Source organism: Arthrobacter sp. TmT3-37 (assembly GCF_054510835.1).
Map to the genome: position 1 here is coordinate 1 of NZ_JBTNDU010000003.1, position 17,888 is coordinate 17,888.

Genomic DNA, 17,888 nt, shown 5'->3' on the forward strand with positions numbered 1-17,888 from the left:
ACAGCGCCGATGGTACTGCACCCGAGAGAGTGTGGGAGAGTAGGACACCGCCGGACAACACTCCAACGGGAAGGCCCCGCACCACCAGGTGCGGGGCCTTCCCCACTTAAACCACACGCCCCAATGGCGCCGGGCCGGCACGGCCCCAACCCCTCGATGCCGCGATGCTGGCTGGCCCGGCATGGGACATCCAGCCCGCGGCGGTCGCCTCGTCCCTGTGCGATGAAGTCGTCGAGGGCCCTTCGTGGTTCCATAGATGGGTAGGACCCATAGCAAAATAGAGACCCGTCGGCAGATCGTGCCGACAACTGATGAGAGGACCCCGCTGCCATGGCTGACCAGGAGCACAACGCTGGACGAGACGGGCAACCCCGCCGGTCGGAGGGCGGGGACGGCCGCAGCGAGGGCGGGTCGGGGCAGACCGAACGTCGTCATTCCTGGGGGGCGAAGTCCGGCGGCCAGGGCGGGCGCCCCTCATCCCGTGGCGGGAGCAACGAACGATTCCCGGATCGCGGGGCACCGTCCGGCGATCGGTCCGATCGAGGGGATCGGACCAGCGGTCGACCCAATGGAGAGCGGGCCGGTGCCAACGAGGAGCGCCGCGGTCCCCGCACTGAAGGCGGCTTCCGCGGCTCGAGCAGCGGGCGGCCTGCTGCGGGCCGGCCTGCCTGGAAGGGCCAGTCCGAGTCCCGTGGAGCGGATCGCAGCGGCGGGCGGTACACCAGGGACGGGCAGAACGAGCAGCGTGACCGGTCGGCGTCCTCGCGGGACGGCCGCCCGGCACAGGACCGTAACCACGCATCCGGCCAGCGGCGGGATGAGACCCGTGGTGCGCGGGCAGAGGGCGGCTATCGTGGACCGAACGCCGTGGAACGCACCGATCGGGCTCCGGGTGGCGGCAGGGGAGCGCAGCTTCGCGGATCCGCGTCCCGAGGCGGGGCGTCGTCGGGATCGGCCGCGGACAAGCAGTCGCGTTTCTCCGTTCGTGGGGGATCGCCGGCGGGCCGGTCCGGTGAGGGCGGAGAACGTCCTTGGCAGTCCCGTTCAGGTGCGACCGGCGGGCGGTCGGGTGATGAGCGGCGTTCGACCGAGCGCAGTGGTTCGTTCCGTCGTCCTGCGGATCGTCCGGATCGGGGTGCCGGCGGAGAGCGTCGCTCCGACGATCGCCGCCATGGGAGCCGCCCGGAGGAGAACGCAGCGGGCCCCCGGACGCACAACGCCCGTGACCTCCGCAGTGCCAACCGGCCGGATCGTGAGCGTTCACCGGAGATCGACGAGGACGTCAAGGGAGATGAGCTCGATCGGGTGACCCGCGCGCAGGTGCGCAACCTCGAGGAGCGCAGCGCGCTGTGGGTGGCGAAGCACCTGGTGATGGCGGGTCGTCTCATCGACCTCGCCCCCGAACTGGCTTTCCAGCACGCCCTGGCGGCGAGCCGCCGTGGGGGACGATTGGCTGCAGTGCGCGAGGCCGTCGGTCTGACGGCGTACGCTGCGGGCCACTACGGTGAGGCGCTGCGCGAGTTCCGCACGTTCAGGAGGATCAGCGGATCGAACGTCCACCTTCCGATCATGGCCGACTGCGAGCGTGGCCTCGGGCGTGCCGACAGGGCGCTCGACCTCGCGCGGAGCGAAGAAGCAGAATCGCTGGATACCGCGGGCAAGGTGGAGCTGGCAATGGTCGTTGCGGGTGCGCGTGCGGATCTTGGTCAGCTCGACGCGGCCGTCGCCGCACTGGAGATCCCGCAACTCGACCTCCACCGGGCCTTTTCCTTCAGCCCGCGGCTGTTCCGCGCCTACGCCGATGCCCTCGATGCTGTCGGGCGGTCCGGCGAGTCGGGCACCTGGCGTCGACAGGCGGGAGTGGCCGAGAAGGCCCTCGGCCTCGACGACGACCTCGAACCGGACATCATCGACCTCGGCGAGGAGGACGACGAGGCCCCGGCGCCCGTCCCCAAGGTCGCCGATGTGCTCGGAGGATCAGCCGGGACCGACCGAGCCGTCGCCACGTCGGACGGTGACGACGACGGTGCGTCGGACGACGTGGAGTCGCCCGCGTCCGGAGGCGGTGACGACGGCGGCGCGCCCGACGATGTGGAGTCGCCCGTCGACACGGTCGTCGATTCTGAGGTCGATTCAATGATCGATTCGAAGGCCGGTTCCGAGGATGACACTGATGCTGAGCCCTCGATCGATGGGCTGGACCTCGACGGCGAGGGGGCGGATGCCGGCAGCGCCGACGGGGCGACGTCCGGCCAGGCGATCGTGATCCAGGAGGCGGCGGAAGCTGCTGCCGACCCAGGACCCTCCGGCGATGAGCCCCGTGGGTCGGTTCCCGTCGATGCTGTTCCCGTCGGTGAGACCGCTGCTCCGGTGGAGCCTCTCCAGACGGAGATGCTCTTCAGCATGGACGATTCCGGCACCTCCGACATCTTCCCGTCAGGTCGTGACGACATCGGGGATCCAGGTGAGCCGTCGAACCCGGCCGTCGAGTTCTCGGAGGCGGCATCGACGGAAGGAACCGGGATGGAACCTTCAGTCGACGTCGACGTCGCCGCGCCCCAGCGCACGAGGGTCACGAGGCCGAAGGCGACCCAGGAGGACGCGGCCGATGACTGAGCGCCTCATCGATGCCTACGACGGCCTCCTGACGGACCTCGACGGTGTGGTGTATGCCGGCCCTCGGGCCATCGACGGAGCGACCGAGGCCCTTGAACGGCTCGGCGGTGAAGGCAAGAGTCTGGCGTACGTGACGAACAATGCGTCGCGCTCGTCCGGGCAGGTGGCCGCCCACCTCCGGGAATTGGGGGCGCCGGCCGCGGCGGAGCAGGTCTTCGGCTCGGCGCTGGCCGGCGCCGAACTGCTCGCCGGCAAGGTGGCCGCCGGATCGACGGTGCTCGTCATCGGGAGCGAGACCCTCGCGGACGCCGTCCGGGAGCAGGGCCTCGTGGTCGTCGCGTCGGCGGACGACCAACCGGATGCCGTCATCCAGGGATTCGCTCCCGCGCTCGGCTGGAAGGACCTGGCGGAGGCGGCCTACGCGGTCACCGCCGGAGCGGTCTGGGTGGCGACGAACACGGACATGTCCATCCCGCAGGAGCGGGGGATAGCGCCGGGGAACGGTTCGCTCGTGGCAGCGGTCGCCGCAGCCACCGGGAAGGTACCCTTCGTCGCCGGGAAGCCCGAGGCCGCCCTCTTCCGGACAGCGGCACGGCACTCCGGCGTCGAGCGCGCACTCGTGGTGGGCGACCGCCTCGACACCGACATCCTCGGCGGGAACCGCGCGGGCATGGCCACTGCCCTCGTCCTCACGGGCGTGGACACGGTGCGCACCGCCCTGGCAGCGCGGGTCGAGGAACGCCCCGACTATCTGATCGGCTCCCTCTCGGAGTTGTACGAGGAGTATCCGCCGGTCACGTCCGACGGCGACTCGTACCGCTGCGGCCGGGCGCTGGCCCGGGTCGCGGGAACTACCGTGAGCATCAGCGCAGGCGAGGACGACCTGGACGGCTGGCGTGCCGCGTGCGCCGCGTGGTGGACCGCACACCCCGACACGACGCCGGACTCCCCACCGGACATCAGGTTCACGTCCGGTGGGTGAGGGCGCAGAAGTGGCAGGCGACGCGCGGCAGGAACGACGAGGGGTGGCGGACGGCGCCGGGCCCGCGACAGGGGACGCGCAGGTCGACCAGATCGTGGCCGTCCTCCGGGAGCTCCCGGATCTCCCGGTCGCCGAGCATGCCGAGGTGTTCCTCGAGGTCCATGGGCGTCTGGGCGGCGAACTGAATCCGGAGCAGAAGCTCCGCCAGGCAGGAGCCCATGGCTCGCCTTGACCAGGAACTCGTAGCGCGGGGTCTCGCGCGGTCCCGCTCCCATGCGGCGCAGCTGATCGCCGCGGGCAGGGTGCTCAGGGAGGGCAGCGTGGCGCTGAAGCCCGCTGCCCCGACCCTCCCGACCGATGACCTCCGGGTCGAGGAGCGCGGCGAGGAGTACGTGAGCCGCGCGGGCACCAAGCTCGACGGGGCGCTCCGCGCCTTCCCCGCCGTCGATCCGGCGGGGAAGCGATGCCTGGACGCCGGAGCTTCGACCGGAGGATTCACCGACGTCCTCCTCCGGCGCGGCGCTCGGGAAGTAGCCGCCGTCGACGTCGGACACGGCCAGCTCGTCCAGCAATTACGGGACGACCCGCGCGTGCTGGTGTTCGAGGGCATGAACGTCCGACACCTCGAGCCGGCGCAGATCGGCGGCCGGGTCGACCTCACCGTCGCGGACCTGTCCTTCATCTCGCTTCGTCTGGTCCTGGGGGCCCTGGCCGACGCGACAAAGGCCGGCGGCGAGCTGCTCCTGATGGTGAAGCCGCAGTTCGAGGTCGGCCGGGGGCGCCTCAACCGGCTCGGCGTCGTGACATCGACGCATGCCCGGCGCGACGCCGTGGCAGGAGTGGTGCGCGGCGCCCTCGGGTACGGACTGGACATCGGGGGCCTCGCGCAGAGCGAACTGCCGGGCCAGGACGGCAACCTGGAGTACTTCGTGTGGATAAAGGTGCCCCGCGACGGATTGATGCCTAGGATCGAGGGGGAGCTGGACCGGTTGACGGACCATGCGCTCGACCAGAGCGCACTCTTCGCCAGCCCGGGACGCCCGACCGACCAGACGGAGCTTGATGAGTAGAAGAATCCTTGTGCTCGCGCACACCGGCCGCAGGAACGCCATGGTGGCGGCACAGGAAGCGTGCACGCGCCTCCACGACCTGGGCCTCCAGCCTGTGCTGCGCCGCGAGGAGCTGGCCGACATCCAGCGCGAGTACGGGGAACTCGCCGCTCCCGCCGAGGTGCTGGGCGACGGCGTCGACTTCGGCGACGTGGAACTGGTGATGGTGCTCGGTGGTGACGGCACCATCCTCCGGGCGGCCGAACTCGTCCGCGAGGCGGACATCCCCCTGCTCGGCGTCAACCTCGGGCATGTCGGGTTCCTGGCCGAGAGCGAACGCGCGGACCTCGAGGAGACCGTGCGGTGGGTCGCGGACCGCAGCTACACCGTGGAGGAGAGGACCACCATCGATGTCCTCGTGTGGCACGGCGACACCCTGCTCGGGCAGAGCTGGGCGCTCAACGAGGCGGCCGTCGAGAAGGCGAACCGTGAGCGGATGATCGAGGTCGTCATGGAGGTCGACGGTCGGCCCGTGAGCTCCTTCGGCTGTGACGGCGTCGTCCTGGCGACGCCCACCGGTTCCACCGCCTATGCCTTCTCCGCCAGCGGACCGATCGTGTGGCCGGAGGTCGAGGCCCTGTTGATGGTCCCCATCAGCGCCCACGCGCTGTTCGCGAAGCCGCTCGTCGTCGCGCCGACCTCGGTGCTCGCCGTCGAACTGCTGACCCGCACCGAGGCGTCGGGCGTGCTGTGGTGCGACGGACGCAGGAGCATCGACCTGCCGCCCGGCGCACGTGTCGAGGTCCGTCGGTCGGAGCATCCCGTGCGGCTCGCGCGGACGCATCAGACGCCGTTCTCGGAGCGCCTCGTCCGCAAGTTCGAGCTACCCATCCAGGGGTGGCGGGGCCCCGTGAAGCACCAGGACGGACCAACACGATGATCGAGGAGATGCGCATCCGCGACCTCGGCGTCATCACCGACGCCACTCTCAACCTCGGGCCGGGCCTGACGGTCGTGACCGGCGAGACCGGCGCGGGCAAGACCATGGTCATCACGGCCCTGGGGCTGCTCCGCGGAGCACGCTCGGACGCGGGTGCCGTGCGGCTCGGCGCCAGATCCGCGTCCGCCGAAGCCGTCCTCCGGCTCGATCCGGCCAGCCCGGCCGCCCTGCGGGCGGCGGAGGCGGGTGCTGCCCTGGAGGAGTACGAGGGCGTCGCGGAACTGATCCTCGCCCGCACCGTCACGAGCGAGGGGCGCAGTCGGGCGTACGTCGGCGGGCGGGCCGCTCCCGTCGGCGTCCTCGCCGAACTGGGGGACGAACTCGTCGTCGTGCACGGGCAGTCCGACCAGCTGCGGCTCAAGGGCGCCCCGGCGCAGCGGCAGGCGTTGGACAAGTTCGGCGGCAAGCCCGTCGAGGAGGCGCTGCGGGACTACGCGGACGCCTTCCGCCGGTGGCGGGACGCTCTGGCCGAGCGTGACCGGCTGAGGAGCGAGGCGCGGGAGCGGCTGCGCGAGGCCGAGGGCCTGGAGGCGGCGCTGACGGAGATCGGCGACCTCGACCCCCAGCCGGGGGAGGACGCCGCGCTGAAGGCCGAATCGATGCGGCTGGGCAACCTGGAGGAACTGCGGACCGCAGCACTCGTGGCCCACCAGGCGCTCGTCTCGGAAGACATCGGGGCCAGTGCGGACGCCGTGTCACTGGTGGACGAGGCCAAGCGTCAGCTCGAAGCGGTCGCCGAGCACGACGCCGACCTCGGGAAGCTCGCGGAGCGGCTCGCGGAGGTCGGCTACCTGCTGGCCGACATCTCCGCCGAACTGGCGGGATACGGGACAGCCCTCGACGGCGAGGGCGCCGGCAGGCTGGAGGAGGTCGAATCCCGCCGTGCGGCACTCTCCGTCCTCGTGCGGAAGTATGCCCCGAGCATCGACGAGGTGCTGGCCTGGCAGGAGGACGCCGTCAAGCGCCTGCTCGAACTCAGCGGCGACTCCTCCCGCGTGGAGGAGCTCGACGACGTCATCGACGGCCTCGACCGGCAGGTGCACGAACTCGCGGACGCGCTGTCGTCCCTGCGCCGCGCCGCTGCCGAGAGCCTGGCCGAGAAGGTCAGCGACGAGCTCACCGCCCTCGCGATGCCGGACGCCCAGCTGCTGATCGAGGTCACGCCGGCAGAGGCGCTGACTCTCCACGGTGCCGACGACATCGCCTTCAACCTGCAGCCGCACCCCGGGTCGGCACCGCGCGCGCTGGGCAAGGGAGCCTCCGGCGGCGAGCTCTCGCGGGTCATGCTCGCCATCGAGGTGGTCCTCGCGGCGGTGGACCCCGTACCGACCTTCGTCTTCGACGAGGTGGACGCCGGCGTGGGCGGCAAGGCCGCCGTCGAGATCGGCCGACGCCTCGCGATGCTGGCGGAGCACGTGCAGGTCATCGTGGTGACGCACCTCCCGCAGGTCGCGGCCTTCGCGGCGCGGCACATCCGCGTCACGAAGAACGTGTCGCGGGACGGGGACGGCGGTGGCGTCACCGCCAGCGATGTCGAGGTGCTGCCCGACGACGAGCGCGTGCGGGAGCTGGCCAGGATGCTCGCAGGCCAGGAGGACTCGGCATCGGCACGCGCCCACGCCGAGGAGCTCCTCGCCGATGCCGCCCGCACCTCCGCTCGGTGATAGGCTTGAATTCCGTGGCGCAGCAAATAAACTCCCGGTTCCTTAAATCCGCAACGACCAAGCACATCTTCGTGACTGGCGGCGTGGCCTCCTCACTCGGCAAGGGACTGACGGCTTCCAGCCTGGGTCACCTCCTGAGGGCGCGCGGCCTCTCCGTGACGATGCAGAAGCTTGATCCCTACCTCAACGTCGACCCCGGCACGATGAACCCCTTCCAGCACGGCGAGGTGTTTGTCACGGACGACGGCTCCGAGACCGATCTCGACATCGGGCACTACGAACGGTTCCTCGACGAGAACCTCGACGGTTCGGCGAACGTCACGACGGGCCAGGTCTACTCGACGGTCATCGCGAAGGAACGCCGCGGGGAGTACCTCGGAGACACCGTCCAGGTCATCCCGCACATCACGGACGAGATCAAGCGGCGCATGCGCCTGCCGGCCGAAGGGGCACCGGGCAAGAAGGCGCCCGATGTCATCATCACCGAGATCGGCGGCACGGTCGGTGACATCGAGTCGCAGCCCTTCCTCGAGTCGGCCCGCCAGGTCCGCCAGGACATCGGCCGGAACAACGTCTTCTTCCTGCACGTCTCGCTGGTCCCGTACATCGGCCCGTCCCAGGAACTGAAGACCAAGCCCACCCAGCACTCCGTCGCGATGCTGCGCTCCATCGGTATCCAGCCCGACGCCATCGTCATCCGCTCGGACCGCGAGGTCCCCGCGGCGATGCGGGAGAAGATCGGCCGCATGTGCGACGTCGACCTCGACGCCGTCGTCAACGCCGCGGATGCGCCCAGCATCTACGACATCCCGAAGACCCTGCACGCCCAGGGCCTCGACGCCTACATCGTCCAGTCGCTCGACCTGAAGTTCAAGGACGTCAACTGGACCAAGTGGAACAAGCTCCTCGAGGCCGTCCACAACCCGAAGCACCAGGTCGAGGTCGCGCTCGTCGGCAAGTACATCGACCTCCCCGACGCCTACCTGTCGGTCACCGAGGCACTGCGGGCGGGTGGCTTCGCGAACAAGGCGAAGGTCACGATCAAGTGGGTCCCCTCCGACGAGTGCCAGACGCCCGAGGGCGCGAAGAAGGCCCTCGACGGCGTGGACGCGGTGTGCATCCCGGGCGGTTTCGGCATCCGCGGACTCGAGGGGAAGCTCGGAGCGCTGACCTATGCCCGCGAGAACAGGATCCCGACCCTCGGCCTGTGCCTGGGCCTGCAGTGCATGGTCATCGAGTACGCCCGGAACGTGGTCGGACTCGAGGGCGCGTCCTCCAGCGAGTTCGAACCGGACACGGAGTACCCGGTCATCGCGACGATGGCCGAGCAGCTCCACATCGTGGCCGGCGAGGGGGACATGGGCGGCACGATGCGCCTGGGCCGATGGGAGGCGAAGCTCCAGGAGGGCTCCGTCATCGCCGGGACCTACGGCAAGACCACGGTGTTCGAACGGCACCGCCACCGCTACGAGGTGAACAACGAGTTCCGCCAGCAGATCGCCGACGCCGGCCTCGTCTTCTCCGGGACGACGACGGACGGCAAGCTCGTCGAGTTCGCCGAACTGCCGAAGGACGTGCACCCCTACTACGTCTCCACGCAGGCGCACCCCGAACTGGGGTCGCGTCCCACGCGGCCGCACCCGCTCTTCGCGGGCCTCGTCAAGGCGGCCCTCGAGCGCCGCGGCGCGAAGGCCTGACCGTGCAGCCGGTCGGCAACGGCGACGCCACGTTCGGCGACGAGCAGAGCCCGCGCCGGCTCCTCGGGACCACCACGGTCTACGAGGGGCGGGTGTGGGACGTCGTCAGCGAGGAGTTCACCCTCACGGACGACGGCGAGTCCATCACGCGCGACTTCATCCGGCACCCCGGGGCCGTCGCCGTGCTGGTGCTCGACGGCGACGGGCAGGTGCTCCTCCTGCGCCAGTACCGGCACCCGGTGCGCATGGCGCTGTGGGAGATCCCCGCCGGCCTCCTCGACGAGGAGGGTGAGGAGTTCGTCGACGCCGCCGCCCGCGAGCTCGCCGAGGAGGCCGACCTCACCGCCCGGCAGTGGCACGTCCTCGTCGATCTCTTCCTCTCACCCGGGTCCTCCTCCGAGGCGCTGCGCGTGTACCTCGCGCGGGGTATCGGTGAGGTGCCCGAGGCGGACCGCCATACCCGCACCCACGAGGAGGCCGAGATCGAACTCCGGTGGGTTGACCTCGACGCCGCGGTGGACGCGGTGCTCGAAGGCCGCATCCACAGTCCGTCCGCGGCTGCTGCGATCCTCGCGGCCCGGGTGGCCCGGGAGAACGGCTTCGTGGACCTCCGGCCTGCCACGACGCCCTGGCCCGAGCACCCCAGCCGGCACTCCACCTGGCCGCACGGCGCCGTGTTCGAGGCCTGACGACGGTGCCGGACCCGACTGCGGGGACGACGATGCCGGACCGGACCGGGGAGGCCCGTCCGGTACGGTCCGGCGTGCCGGTGCTCCCGGCCGACGTGTCCACCGGCGGCGCGGAGTCCGACGTGTCCACCGGCGGCGCGGAGTCCGACGTGTCCACCGGCGGCGCGGAGTCCGACGTGTCCACCGGCGGTGCGGAGTCCGGACCGCTGTCGGGCCTCGTCCGGGACTACCTGCAGCACATGTCCGTGGAGCGGGGACTGTCCGCCAACACGCTCGCCGCCTATCGCCGCGACCTGCGGCGCTATGAGGCCTTCCTCGACGCGCGCGGCGTGGACGAGGCAGCGAGGATCAGCCGACACGACGTGTCGGCCTTCGCGCAGGCCGTCGTCTCGGGGGAGGACGGCCTGTCGGCCCTGAGCCCGCGTTCTGCCGCGCGGACCATCGTCGCCGTCCGCGGGCTGCATCGCTTCTGGGCCCTGGAGGGGGTCACCGAGGGTGACCCGGCACGCGAGGTCCACCCGCCCATGACGGGCCGGCGCCTGCCGAAGGCCATCCCCGTGGCCGACGTCGTGCGCATCCTGGAGGCCGTCGACACCGGGACGCCGTCGGGCCGGCGGGACCGTGCTCTCCTCGAGTTCCTGTATTCCACCGGAGCCCGGATCAGTGAGGCGGTGGGCCTGGACGTCGACGACGTCTCCGTCACGGACGTGGTCGACGGTCCCGCCGTCGTCCGGCTCACCGGCAAGGGCTCGAAGGAGCGACTCGTGCCCGTGGGCTCCTACGCGGCCCGTGCGGTCGACACCTACCTCGTGCAGGGGCGCCCCGCTCTCGCCGCGAAGGGCAAGGGCAGCCCGGCGCTCTTCCTCAACACGCGCGGTGGGCGCCTGAGCCGCCAGAGCGCGTGGAGCATCCTGAAGTCGGCGACGGAGCGGGCGGCGGTGCAGCGGGACGTCTCCCCGCACACGCTCCGGCACTCCTTCGCGACCCACCTGCTGGAGGGTGGTGCCGACGTGCGCGTGGTCCAGGAACTGCTCGGGCATGCCTCCGTCACGACCACCCAGGTCTACACGCTGGTCACCGCGGAGACACTGCGGGAAGTGTATGCCGCCGCGCACCCCCGGGCCCGCGCCTGACATGGCAGGGGCGACGGGCATACCCGGAACACCCGCTCTCCCGGGCGAGTGGCAGACCATCGACGGGATCGCGTACCGCAACGTGGCCCTCTGCTTCCTCTTCCGGGTCCACGACGGCGTACGGGAGGTCCTGCTCGGACTGAAGCGCACCGGTTTCGGGACTGGCCGGGTCGTGGCCCTGGGCGGGAAGATCGACGGGCAGGAATCCGCGGTCGATGCGGCGGTCCGCGAGGTCGCCGAGGAGAGCGGGATTCAGCTCTCGGCCGCCGATGTCCGCAGTGCCGGACGGATCACCTGGTCGTTCCCGGCCCAGCCGGGCTGGAACATGGCCGCGCACCTCTTCACGGCGGATGCCGGGAACGCCCTGCCGGTGGCCGGCGAGGAGATCGAGCCGCGCTGGTACGCCGTCGACGCACTGCCGTGGAACGGCATGTGGCAGGACGGCCCCCACTGGATCCCGGCGCTGCTCGACGGGCATCCGGTCGACGCGCGCATCGTCATGGCTCCCGACAACGAAGCGGTGGACAGCGCCGTCCTGGAGTGACCGGGTGCGTGCCGGCGGCACGGTGGGGTGCCGCCGGCTCCCGGTGCTCAGCTCCCGCCCACGTGCCGTTCGTCCGGGCCGCTGTAGAGGCTCAGGGGACGGATGAGCGAGTTCGACGCCACCTGTTCCATGATGTGCGCTGTCCACCCGGTGATCCGCGCGGCGATGAACAGCGGAGTGAACATCTCCGTGTCGAAGCCCATCAGGTGGTAGGTGGGGCCGGCCGGATAGTCGAGGTTGGGCTTGATGCCCTTGGCCTCGTCCATCGCGGTCTCGAGTCCTGAGTACAGCCCGAGGATCTCGCTGCGTCCGTAGTATCCGATCATCGCGTCGAGCGCGGACTTCATCGTCGGGACGCGCGAGTCCCCGTTCTTGTAGACACGGTGCCCGAAGCCCATGACTTTCTTCTTGGCCGCCAGGGCCTCCTCCATCCAGGCCTTGGCACGTGCCGCGGCGTCCTCCGCGGACTCGTCCTCGCGGATGCCGATCTCCTCGAACGTGTGCATGACGGCCTCGTTCGCACCGCCGTGCAATGCACCCTTGAGCGCGCCGATGGCGCCGGTGACAGCGGAGTGCAGGTCGGAGAGCGTCGAGGTGATGACCCGCGCGGTGAACGTCGACGCGTTGAAGGAGTGCTCGGCGTACAGGACCATCGAGACGTCGAACGCGTGCACCACCTCGGCGGGGGCTTCCTCCCCGAAGGTCATCCAGAGGAAGTTCGCCGAGTAGCCGAGGTCGTCGCGGGGCTCCACGAGCGCCTGGCCGCGGCGACGGCGCTGGTCGTAGGCGACGACCGCGGGGAAGGCGGCGAACAGTGCGGCGGCCTTCTCCATGTTCGCCTCGACGGAATCGTCTCCAGCCAGCGGATGGCAGGCGCCCAGGACGGACACGGCCGTCCGCGCGACGTCCATGGGGTGCGCGGTGGCGGGCAGCAGGTCGATCGCCGCGATCACGTTCTCCGGCAGGCTCCGGTGCGCGCGTTCGACGGCGTCGAAGCGCTGCCGTTCGGCGGCGTCGGGCAGGTCGCCGTTCCACAGCAGGTAGGCGACGTCCTCGAAGTCGCGGTGCCCTGCCAGTTCCTGCACGGGGTACCCCCGGTACAGCAGGGAATTGGTCTCCGGGTTGACCTTCGAGATGGCGGTGTAGTCGACGACTACCCCGGCGAGCCCCTTGTGGATCTCTGGTCCGGTCACGGCTGCTCCTTCTGGGAATTCGGTCCTGGAGCCGGCGACAGCGCGTCGGCGATGGTCAACGGTCCGCTCCGCCGTCGCGGTGGCGCCCCTCCGGCACCTCGAAGTTGAAGACCGAGGAGTCGAAGCGGTTGTACCCCTCGTAGTCCACCAGGTCGTACAGGCGGCTGCGCGTCTGCATCTCTCCCACGACCGCCTCCTGCGTCCCGTGGGCCCTGATCGAGTCCAGCGTACGCTCGGCGGCGCCCATCGCACTGCGGAGCAGGGTGACCGGGTAGATCACCATGGTCACGCCCGCGTCCTGCAGCTGGTCGACCGTGAAGAGATCACTCTTGCCGAACTCCGTCATGTTGGCCAGGATCGGCACGTCGACGGCCTCCCGGATGGCCCGGAACTCCTCGAGGCTGCGCATCGCCTCGGGGAAGATGGCGTCCGCCCCGGCGTCCACGAGCGCCCGGGACCGTTCCTGGGCCGCTGCGAGCGTGTCCGTCCCCCGGATGTCGGTGCGGGCCATGATGAGGAAGTCCGGGTCACGCCGGGCGTCGGCTGCTGCGCGGATGCGCTTGACGGCGGTGTCGAGGTCGACGACGTTCTTGCCGTCGAGGTGGCCGCAGCGCTTCGGGTTGAACTGGTCCTCGATGTGGCAGCCGGCGAGTCCGGCGTTCTCGAACTCCTGGACGCTGCGGGCGACGTTCATCGGTTCTCCGAAGCCCGTGTCGGCGTCGACGATGCACGGCAGGTCGGTCATGCGGGCGATCTGGCCGGCGCGGTGTGCGACCTCGGTGAGGGTGGTCAGGCCGATGTCCGGCAGCCCGAGATCGGCCGCGATCACGGCCCCGGAGATGTAGACGCCGTCGAACCCCCTGTCCCCGATGAGCCGGGCCGACAGGGGGTTGAAGGCGCCGGGGAACTGCTGGAGCCGACCAGAGGCCAGGGACTCCCGGAGTGTCCGGCGCTTCTGCTCGGGTGGCACGCTCGAGTACAGCACGGCGGCCTACAGGAGTCCCTGCGGCGCGGCGGCCGCATCGAGGTACCCGGGGCGGGCGACGATGTTGAGCTGCCCGAGCGAACCGGCCGGGAGATCCGGCAGCTGCTCGACGGCGGCGAGGAAGCGGTCGAGCTCGGTGTCGTCGACGATGCCTGCCGCCAGCATCCGCAACTTGGCGACGTAGTCGGCCCGTGCGAAGGGCCGTGCACCGAGGGGGTGCGCATCCGCCACCGCGATCTCGTCGGTGATGACGGTGCCGTCGGTCAGGGTGATCTCCACCCTGCCGCCGAACGCCTTCTCCGCGATGTCCAGGGAGTGGTACCGACGGGTCCACTCGGGGTCCTCGACGGTGGTGACCTTGTGCCAGAGTGCCACGGTGTCCGGACGGGCAGCGCGGGCCGGGGCGTAGGAGTCCTCGTGGTGCCAGCGGCCGTCCTGCAGGGCCACGGTGAAGATGTAGGGGATCGAGTGGTCGAGCGTCTCCCGCGAGGCGGTCGGATCGTACTTCTGCGGGTCGTTGGCGCCGGACCCGATGACGTAGTGGGTGTGGTGCGATGTGGCGATGACGACGGACGCGACGTTCTCCGGGTCCGTCACCTCCGGATGGGAGCCGTGGAGGCGCCGCGCGAGGTCGATCCAGGCCTGTGCCTGGTACTCGGCGGAGTGCTCCTTCGTATAGGTGTCGAGGATGGCACGCTTGGCTTCACCCGGCGCCGGCAGGGGCACGTCGTAGGAGGCTTCAGGCCCGTCGAGCAGCCAGGCGATCACGCCGTCCTCGCCCTCGTAGATCGGGGTGGGGGAGGTCTGGCACCGCATGGCGCGGTCGACCGCCTCCACGGCCATCTTGCCGGCGAAGGCCGGGGCGTGTGCCTTCCAGGTCGAGATCTCGCCCTTGCGGGACTGGCGCGTCGCCGTCGTGGTGTGCAGGGCCTGGCCGACGGCGTGGAAGACGACGTCGCGGTCGAGGCCGAGGAGCGTGCCGATGCCTGCCGCGGCGGAGGGGCCGAGGTGGGCCACGTGGTCGATCTTGTGCTCGTGCAGGCAGATGGCCTTCACGAGGTCGACCTGGATCTCGTAGCCCGTGGCGATCGCCCGCACGAGGTCCCGGCCGGAGGCGCCGGTGTGCTGAGCGGCCGCGAGGATCGGCGGGATGTTGTCCCCCGGGTGGGAGTAGTCGGCGGCGAGGAAGGTGTCGTGGTAGTCGAGTTCACGCACTGCGACGCCGTTGGCCCAGGCGGCCCACTCGGCCGAGACGGGGGAGTCGATGCCGAAGACGGACGCACCCGAGCCGTGCGCGGACACGGGGTGGCTCGACGCCTGGGCGCGGGCCGCGACGACCGGGGCACGGTTCAGCGACGCGACGGCGACGGAGGCGTTGTCGATGATGCGGTTGATCACCATGTCGGTGACCTCCGGGGTGACCTCGACGTCGTCCGCTGCGACGTCGGCGATCTTCCACGCGAGCTGCCCGGTCCGGGGCAGGTTCTCCTCGCTGCGGTGGACGCGGACGGGATGGATGTCAACCATGGTGTTCCTCTCGATGGTTCGGCGACGTGTCATGGTCCCCGGTGGGTGGGGACAGGAGGTGCTGCAGGCTGTTGTGGAGGTGCACGCGCATCGAGGCCTCCGCGAGGTCGGCGTGTCCGGCGCTCAGCGCGAGCGCGATCTGCTCGTGTTCGCGTGCCGAGGCCAGGAGTCGGCGCGGGTTGTCCCGGGCGAGTCGGCGGACCCGCGCCAGATGGGTGCGGATGGGTTTCTGCGCCTGGAGGAGGTACGGATTGAGTGCGGCCTCGTCGACAGCCCGGTCGAGCCGCGCGACGAGTCCGTAATATGCGTCCTGCCCGCCACCGTCGCCCTCGATGAGTCTCCCGGACGCCGCGAACTCGTCGGCGAGCGCGGCGAACACCGCGTGGTCCCCGCGACGGGCGGCGAGCCGGACGGCGGCGCACTCCAGGGGCAGCCGCACGTCGAACAGGTCCGTGACGGCGTCGAGGGAGATCGCGGAGACGACCACCCCGCGCCCGCTGTGCGGGGTGGCCAGACCTTCGGCGACGAGCCGGGACAGTGCCTCACGCACAGGGGTCCGCGACACACCCAGCCGGGCGGACTGTTCCACCTCCGCGAGCAGCTCGCCGGGGGCGAGTCTCCACTCCACGATGTCGGAGCGGAGCAGGGAGTAGGCGCGGTCGCTGGCCCGCATCGGCGTCCTCCCCGTCGTCCTGTCCGCGCTCGCGCTACGAGCGCTCTTCCTCCTCAATGTATACAAGAAGCAGCACGAAGTCCACGCTGGGCCCGTCGGGACGGCGTCGACTCCTCCCTGTGTATACAGAAAGAGTCGCGGAAAGGCCGTGATACTGTTCCCCCACCACGCGCGACGAGGGGCGATCATGGCTGCTGCAGCATCCCGGGACGGACACGACACCGGAGGGCCGGACCAGTACCGACGACTGCACGCTGCGAGCCTCGCGGACCCCGAGGCCTTCTGGCTCGAGGCTGCCCGCGCCGTCGACTGGAGCACGCCGCCGGTCGCCGCCCTCGATGCCTCCGCCGCCCCGCTCTACCGATGGTTCCCGGATGCTTCCCTGAACACGAGCTACAACGCCCTCGACCGGCATGTCGAGGCGGGCCACGGCGACCGGGTGGCGCTGGTCCACGATTCGGCGATGCTGGGCACGACCCGCTCGTACACCTATGCCGGCCTGCGGGACGAGGTCGCCGTCTTCGCCGGCGTGCTGGCAGGGCTGGGCGTCGGGAAGGGCGACCGGGTGCTGGTCTACCTGCCGATGATCCCCGAGGCCGTGGTGGCCATGCTCGCCGCCGCACGCCTCGGTGCCGTGCACTCCGTGGTGTTCGGCGGCTTCGCCCCGGCGGAGCTGGCAGCCCGCATCCGCGACGCCCGGCCCGCCGCCGTCGTCACGGCGTCGGGCGGGCTGGAACCCGGGCGACGCGTGGAATACCTGCCGGCGGTGCAGGAGGCACTCGCCCTCGCGGACAGTACCGGGACACCCGTCGTCGCCAAGGCACGCGAGGGCTTCGTGCACCGTATCGGGGACTACCGGCAGTCCGGCAGCCGCTGGGTGGACTGGGACGACGCCGTCGCCGCGGCCGAGCCGGTCGACCCGGTCGGGGTCGCTGCGACGGATCCCCTCTACATCCTCTACACCTCGGGCACGACGGGCGCCCCGAAGGGAGTGGTCCGCGACAACGGAGGCCACGCCGTCGCGCTCACGTGGTCCATGCGGGAGATCTTCGGCATCGGGCCGGGGGACGCGATGCTCACCGCCTCCGACGTCGGCTGGGTCGTGGGCCACTCCTACATCGTGTACGGGCCGCTCCTGGCCGGCGCCACGACCATCCTGTACGAGGGCAAGCCCGTGGGGACCCCCGACGCCGGTGCTTTCGGCAGGCTGATCGAACAGCACGGCGTCAGGGTGCTGTTCACCGCGCCCACGGCACTGCGGGCCATCCGCCGCGCCGATCCGGACGGCGCGCTCCTTCGCTCCCACGACCTGTCCGCCCTCGAAACCCTCTTCTCGGCGGGGGAGCGGCTCGACACCGGTACGTCCGCGTGGGTCGCCGACGTCCTCGGCACACCCGTCGTCGACAACTGGTGGCAGACGGAGACGGGCTGGCCCATCTGCGCCAATCCACGCGGCTTCGGCGGCGTGCCGCTGAAGCCCGGCTCGCCGTCGTTGCCGTCCCCGGGGTTCGACGTCGTCATCCTGGACCAGCACGGCACCCCCGTCCCGGCGGGTACGGAGGGCGGCATCGCCCTGCGGCTTCCGTTGCCGCCGGGCACCCTCCCGACCCTGTGGGGGAGCGACGCGCGGTACCGGGACTCCTACCTGGCCGCCTTCGAGGGCTACTACACGAGCGGGGACTCGGGCTACATGGACGAGGACGGCTACGTCTTCGTGATGGGACGGACCGACGACGTCATCAACGTCGCGGGCCACAGGCTCTCGACGGGGGCCATCGAACAGGTTCTCGCGCAGCATCCGGCCGTCGCCGAGTGCGCCGTGCTCGGCCTCCGGGATCCGCTCAAGGGCCAGCGTGCAAGCGGCTACGTGGTCCTCAAAGCCGGGGTGTCGGTCGATCCCGCGGACCTGGAAGCCGAACTCGTGGCCATGGTCCGCGGCACGATCGGTCCCGTGGCCGACTTCAGGTCCGCCGTGGTGGTGGACGCCCTCCCGAAGACCAGGTCGGGGAAGATCCTGCGGAGGACCATGCGGCAGATGGCAGCCGGGGAGCCCTATGCGGTGCCCTCGACGATCGAGGACCCGGCGGTCCTCGCCGTGCTGGAGCCGCTGCTGCGGCCCGTGCCCGCAGAATGACC

Annotated in this window: 15 protein-coding genes; 10 read left to right on the top strand and 5 right to left on the bottom strand. The window is 70.8% G+C overall.

The window, feature by feature from the left end; translation table 11 throughout:
* The first annotated feature begins 1,305 nt into the window (after positions 1-1,305).
* Both ACX80U_RS05040 and ACX80U_RS05045 read left to right on the top strand, forming a co-directional pair.
* A complete protein-coding gene (locus ACX80U_RS05040; protein WP_459267642.1) occupies positions 1,306-2,616 on the top strand; it encodes a hypothetical protein in 1,311 nt (436 codons plus the stop codon).
* Positions 2,609-3,598, top strand: a complete 990-nt coding sequence (locus ACX80U_RS05045) for an HAD-IIA family hydrolase (protein WP_208740863.1) — start codon at positions 2,609-2,611, stop codon at positions 3,596-3,598. Before ACX80U_RS05040 ends, ACX80U_RS05045 begins: the two co-directional genes overlap by 8 nt.
* On the opposite strand, the gene ACX80U_RS05050 is transcribed toward ACX80U_RS05045, so the two are convergent.
* Positions 3,582-3,818 (bottom strand): hypothetical protein, encoded by a 237-nt coding sequence (locus tag ACX80U_RS05050; protein ID WP_459267643.1) that lies wholly within the window; start codon positions 3,816-3,818, stop codon positions 3,582-3,584. The two genes, ACX80U_RS05045 and ACX80U_RS05050, sit on opposite strands and share 17 nt — an antisense overlap.
* On the opposite strand from ACX80U_RS05050, the gene ACX80U_RS05055 reads away from it, so the two are divergent.
* The 7 genes from ACX80U_RS05055 (at position 3,817) to ACX80U_RS05085 (ending at position 11,374) form a co-directional block, all read left to right on the top strand.
* Positions 3,817-4,668, top strand: coding sequence for a TlyA family RNA methyltransferase (locus ACX80U_RS05055; protein ID WP_459267644.1), 852 nt, complete (start codon positions 3,817-3,819; stop codon positions 4,666-4,668). The two genes, ACX80U_RS05050 and ACX80U_RS05055, sit on opposite strands and share 2 nt — an antisense overlap.
* Complete coding sequence (locus ACX80U_RS05060) at positions 4,661-5,587, top strand: NAD kinase (RefSeq protein WP_459267645.1); 927 nt, start codon at positions 4,661-4,663, stop codon at positions 5,585-5,587. Before ACX80U_RS05055 ends, ACX80U_RS05060 begins: the two co-directional genes overlap by 8 nt.
* The gene (recN, locus tag ACX80U_RS05065; protein ID WP_133081620.1) at positions 5,584-7,311 is read left to right on the top strand and encodes a DNA repair protein RecN; all 1,728 of its coding nucleotides are present in this window, start codon (positions 5,584-5,586) and stop codon (positions 7,309-7,311) included. The genes ACX80U_RS05060 and recN overlap by 4 nt, the downstream gene beginning before the upstream one ends.
* Positions 7,308-9,008 carry a CTP synthase gene (locus ACX80U_RS05070; protein WP_133081621.1) on the top strand — a complete coding sequence of 567 codons (1,701 nt, stop codon included), beginning with the start codon at positions 7,308-7,310 and terminating at the stop codon, positions 9,006-9,008. The genes recN and ACX80U_RS05070 overlap by 4 nt, the downstream gene beginning before the upstream one ends.
* Before the next feature lie 2 nt (positions 9,009-9,010).
* A complete protein-coding gene (locus ACX80U_RS05075; protein ID WP_459267646.1) occupies positions 9,011-9,697 on the top strand; it encodes an NUDIX domain-containing protein in 687 nt (228 codons plus the stop codon).
* A gap of 239 nt (positions 9,698-9,936) precedes the next feature.
* Complete coding sequence (gene xerD, locus ACX80U_RS05080; RefSeq protein WP_133081934.1) at positions 9,937-10,830, top strand: site-specific tyrosine recombinase XerD; 894 nt, start codon at positions 9,937-9,939, stop codon at positions 10,828-10,830.
* 1 nt (position 10,831) lies between these two features.
* Entirely contained in the window at positions 10,832-11,374 is a 543-nt protein-coding gene (locus ACX80U_RS05085) for an 8-oxo-dGTP diphosphatase (protein WP_459267647.1), read from the top strand.
* A 47-nt stretch (positions 11,375-11,421) separates the two neighbouring features.
* Here the strand turns inward: ACX80U_RS05085 and ACX80U_RS05090 are convergent, their stop codons facing one another.
* Genes ACX80U_RS05090 through ACX80U_RS05105 form a run of 4 tightly spaced genes read right to left on the bottom strand, consistent with a single transcriptional unit; the run spans position 11,422 to position 15,752 of the window.
* Entirely contained in the window at positions 11,422-12,567 is a 1,146-nt protein-coding gene (locus ACX80U_RS05090; protein WP_459267648.1) for a bifunctional 2-methylcitrate synthase/citrate synthase, read from the bottom strand.
* A 55-nt stretch (positions 12,568-12,622) separates the two neighbouring features.
* Entirely contained in the window at positions 12,623-13,552 is a 930-nt protein-coding gene (gene prpB / locus ACX80U_RS05095; protein ID WP_459267649.1) for a methylisocitrate lyase, read from the bottom strand.
* 6 nt (positions 13,553-13,558) lie between these two features.
* Positions 13,559-15,079 (bottom strand): MmgE/PrpD family protein, encoded by a 1,521-nt coding sequence (locus tag ACX80U_RS05100; RefSeq protein ID WP_459267650.1) that lies wholly within the window; start codon positions 15,077-15,079, stop codon positions 13,559-13,561.
* Positions 15,072-15,752 carry a GntR family transcriptional regulator gene (locus ACX80U_RS05105; protein ID WP_208740882.1) on the bottom strand — a complete coding sequence of 227 codons (681 nt, stop codon included), beginning with the start codon at positions 15,750-15,752 and terminating at the stop codon, positions 15,072-15,074. The genes ACX80U_RS05100 and ACX80U_RS05105 overlap by 8 nt, the downstream gene beginning before the upstream one ends.
* A gap of 187 nt (positions 15,753-15,939) precedes the next feature.
* Here ACX80U_RS05105 and ACX80U_RS05110 point away from each other — a divergent pair, with 187 nt between their 5' ends.
* Positions 15,940-17,886 carry an AMP-binding protein gene (locus ACX80U_RS05110; RefSeq protein ID WP_459267651.1) on the top strand — a complete coding sequence of 649 codons (1,947 nt, stop codon included), beginning with the start codon at positions 15,940-15,942 and terminating at the stop codon, positions 17,884-17,886.
* Positions 17,887-17,888 lie beyond the last annotated feature (2 nt).

What these genes read in the sequence shown, in the direction of transcription:
- ACX80U_RS05045 (WP_208740863.1), top strand. Translation starts at nt 2,609, where the DNA reads ATGACTGAGCGCCTCATCGATGCCTACGACGGCCTCCTGACGGACCTC.
- ACX80U_RS05055 (WP_459267644.1), top strand. Translation starts at nt 3,817, where the DNA reads ATGGCTCGCCTTGACCAGGAACTCGTAGCGCGGGGTCTCGCGCGGTCC.
- ACX80U_RS05050 (WP_459267643.1), bottom strand. Translation starts at nt 3,818, where the DNA reads ATGGGCTCCTGCCTGGCGGAGCTTCTGCTCCGGATTCAGTTCGCCGCC.
- ACX80U_RS05060 (WP_459267645.1), top strand. Translation starts at nt 4,661, where the DNA reads ATGAGTAGAAGAATCCTTGTGCTCGCGCACACCGGCCGCAGGAACGCC.
- recN (WP_133081620.1), top strand. Translation starts at nt 5,584, where the DNA reads ATGATCGAGGAGATGCGCATCCGCGACCTCGGCGTCATCACCGACGCC.
- xerD (WP_133081934.1), top strand. Translation starts at nt 9,937, where the DNA reads ATGTCCGTGGAGCGGGGACTGTCCGCCAACACGCTCGCCGCCTATCGC.
- ACX80U_RS05085 (WP_459267647.1), top strand. Translation starts at nt 10,832, where the DNA reads ATGGCAGGGGCGACGGGCATACCCGGAACACCCGCTCTCCCGGGCGAG.
- ACX80U_RS05100 (WP_459267650.1), bottom strand. Translation starts at nt 15,079, where the DNA reads ATGGTTGACATCCATCCCGTCCGCGTCCACCGCAGCGAGGAGAACCTG.
- ACX80U_RS05105 (WP_208740882.1), bottom strand. Translation starts at nt 15,752, where the DNA reads ATGCGGGCCAGCGACCGCGCCTACTCCCTGCTCCGCTCCGACATCGTG.
- ACX80U_RS05110 (WP_459267651.1), top strand. Translation starts at nt 15,940, where the DNA reads ATGGCTGCTGCAGCATCCCGGGACGGACACGACACCGGAGGGCCGGAC.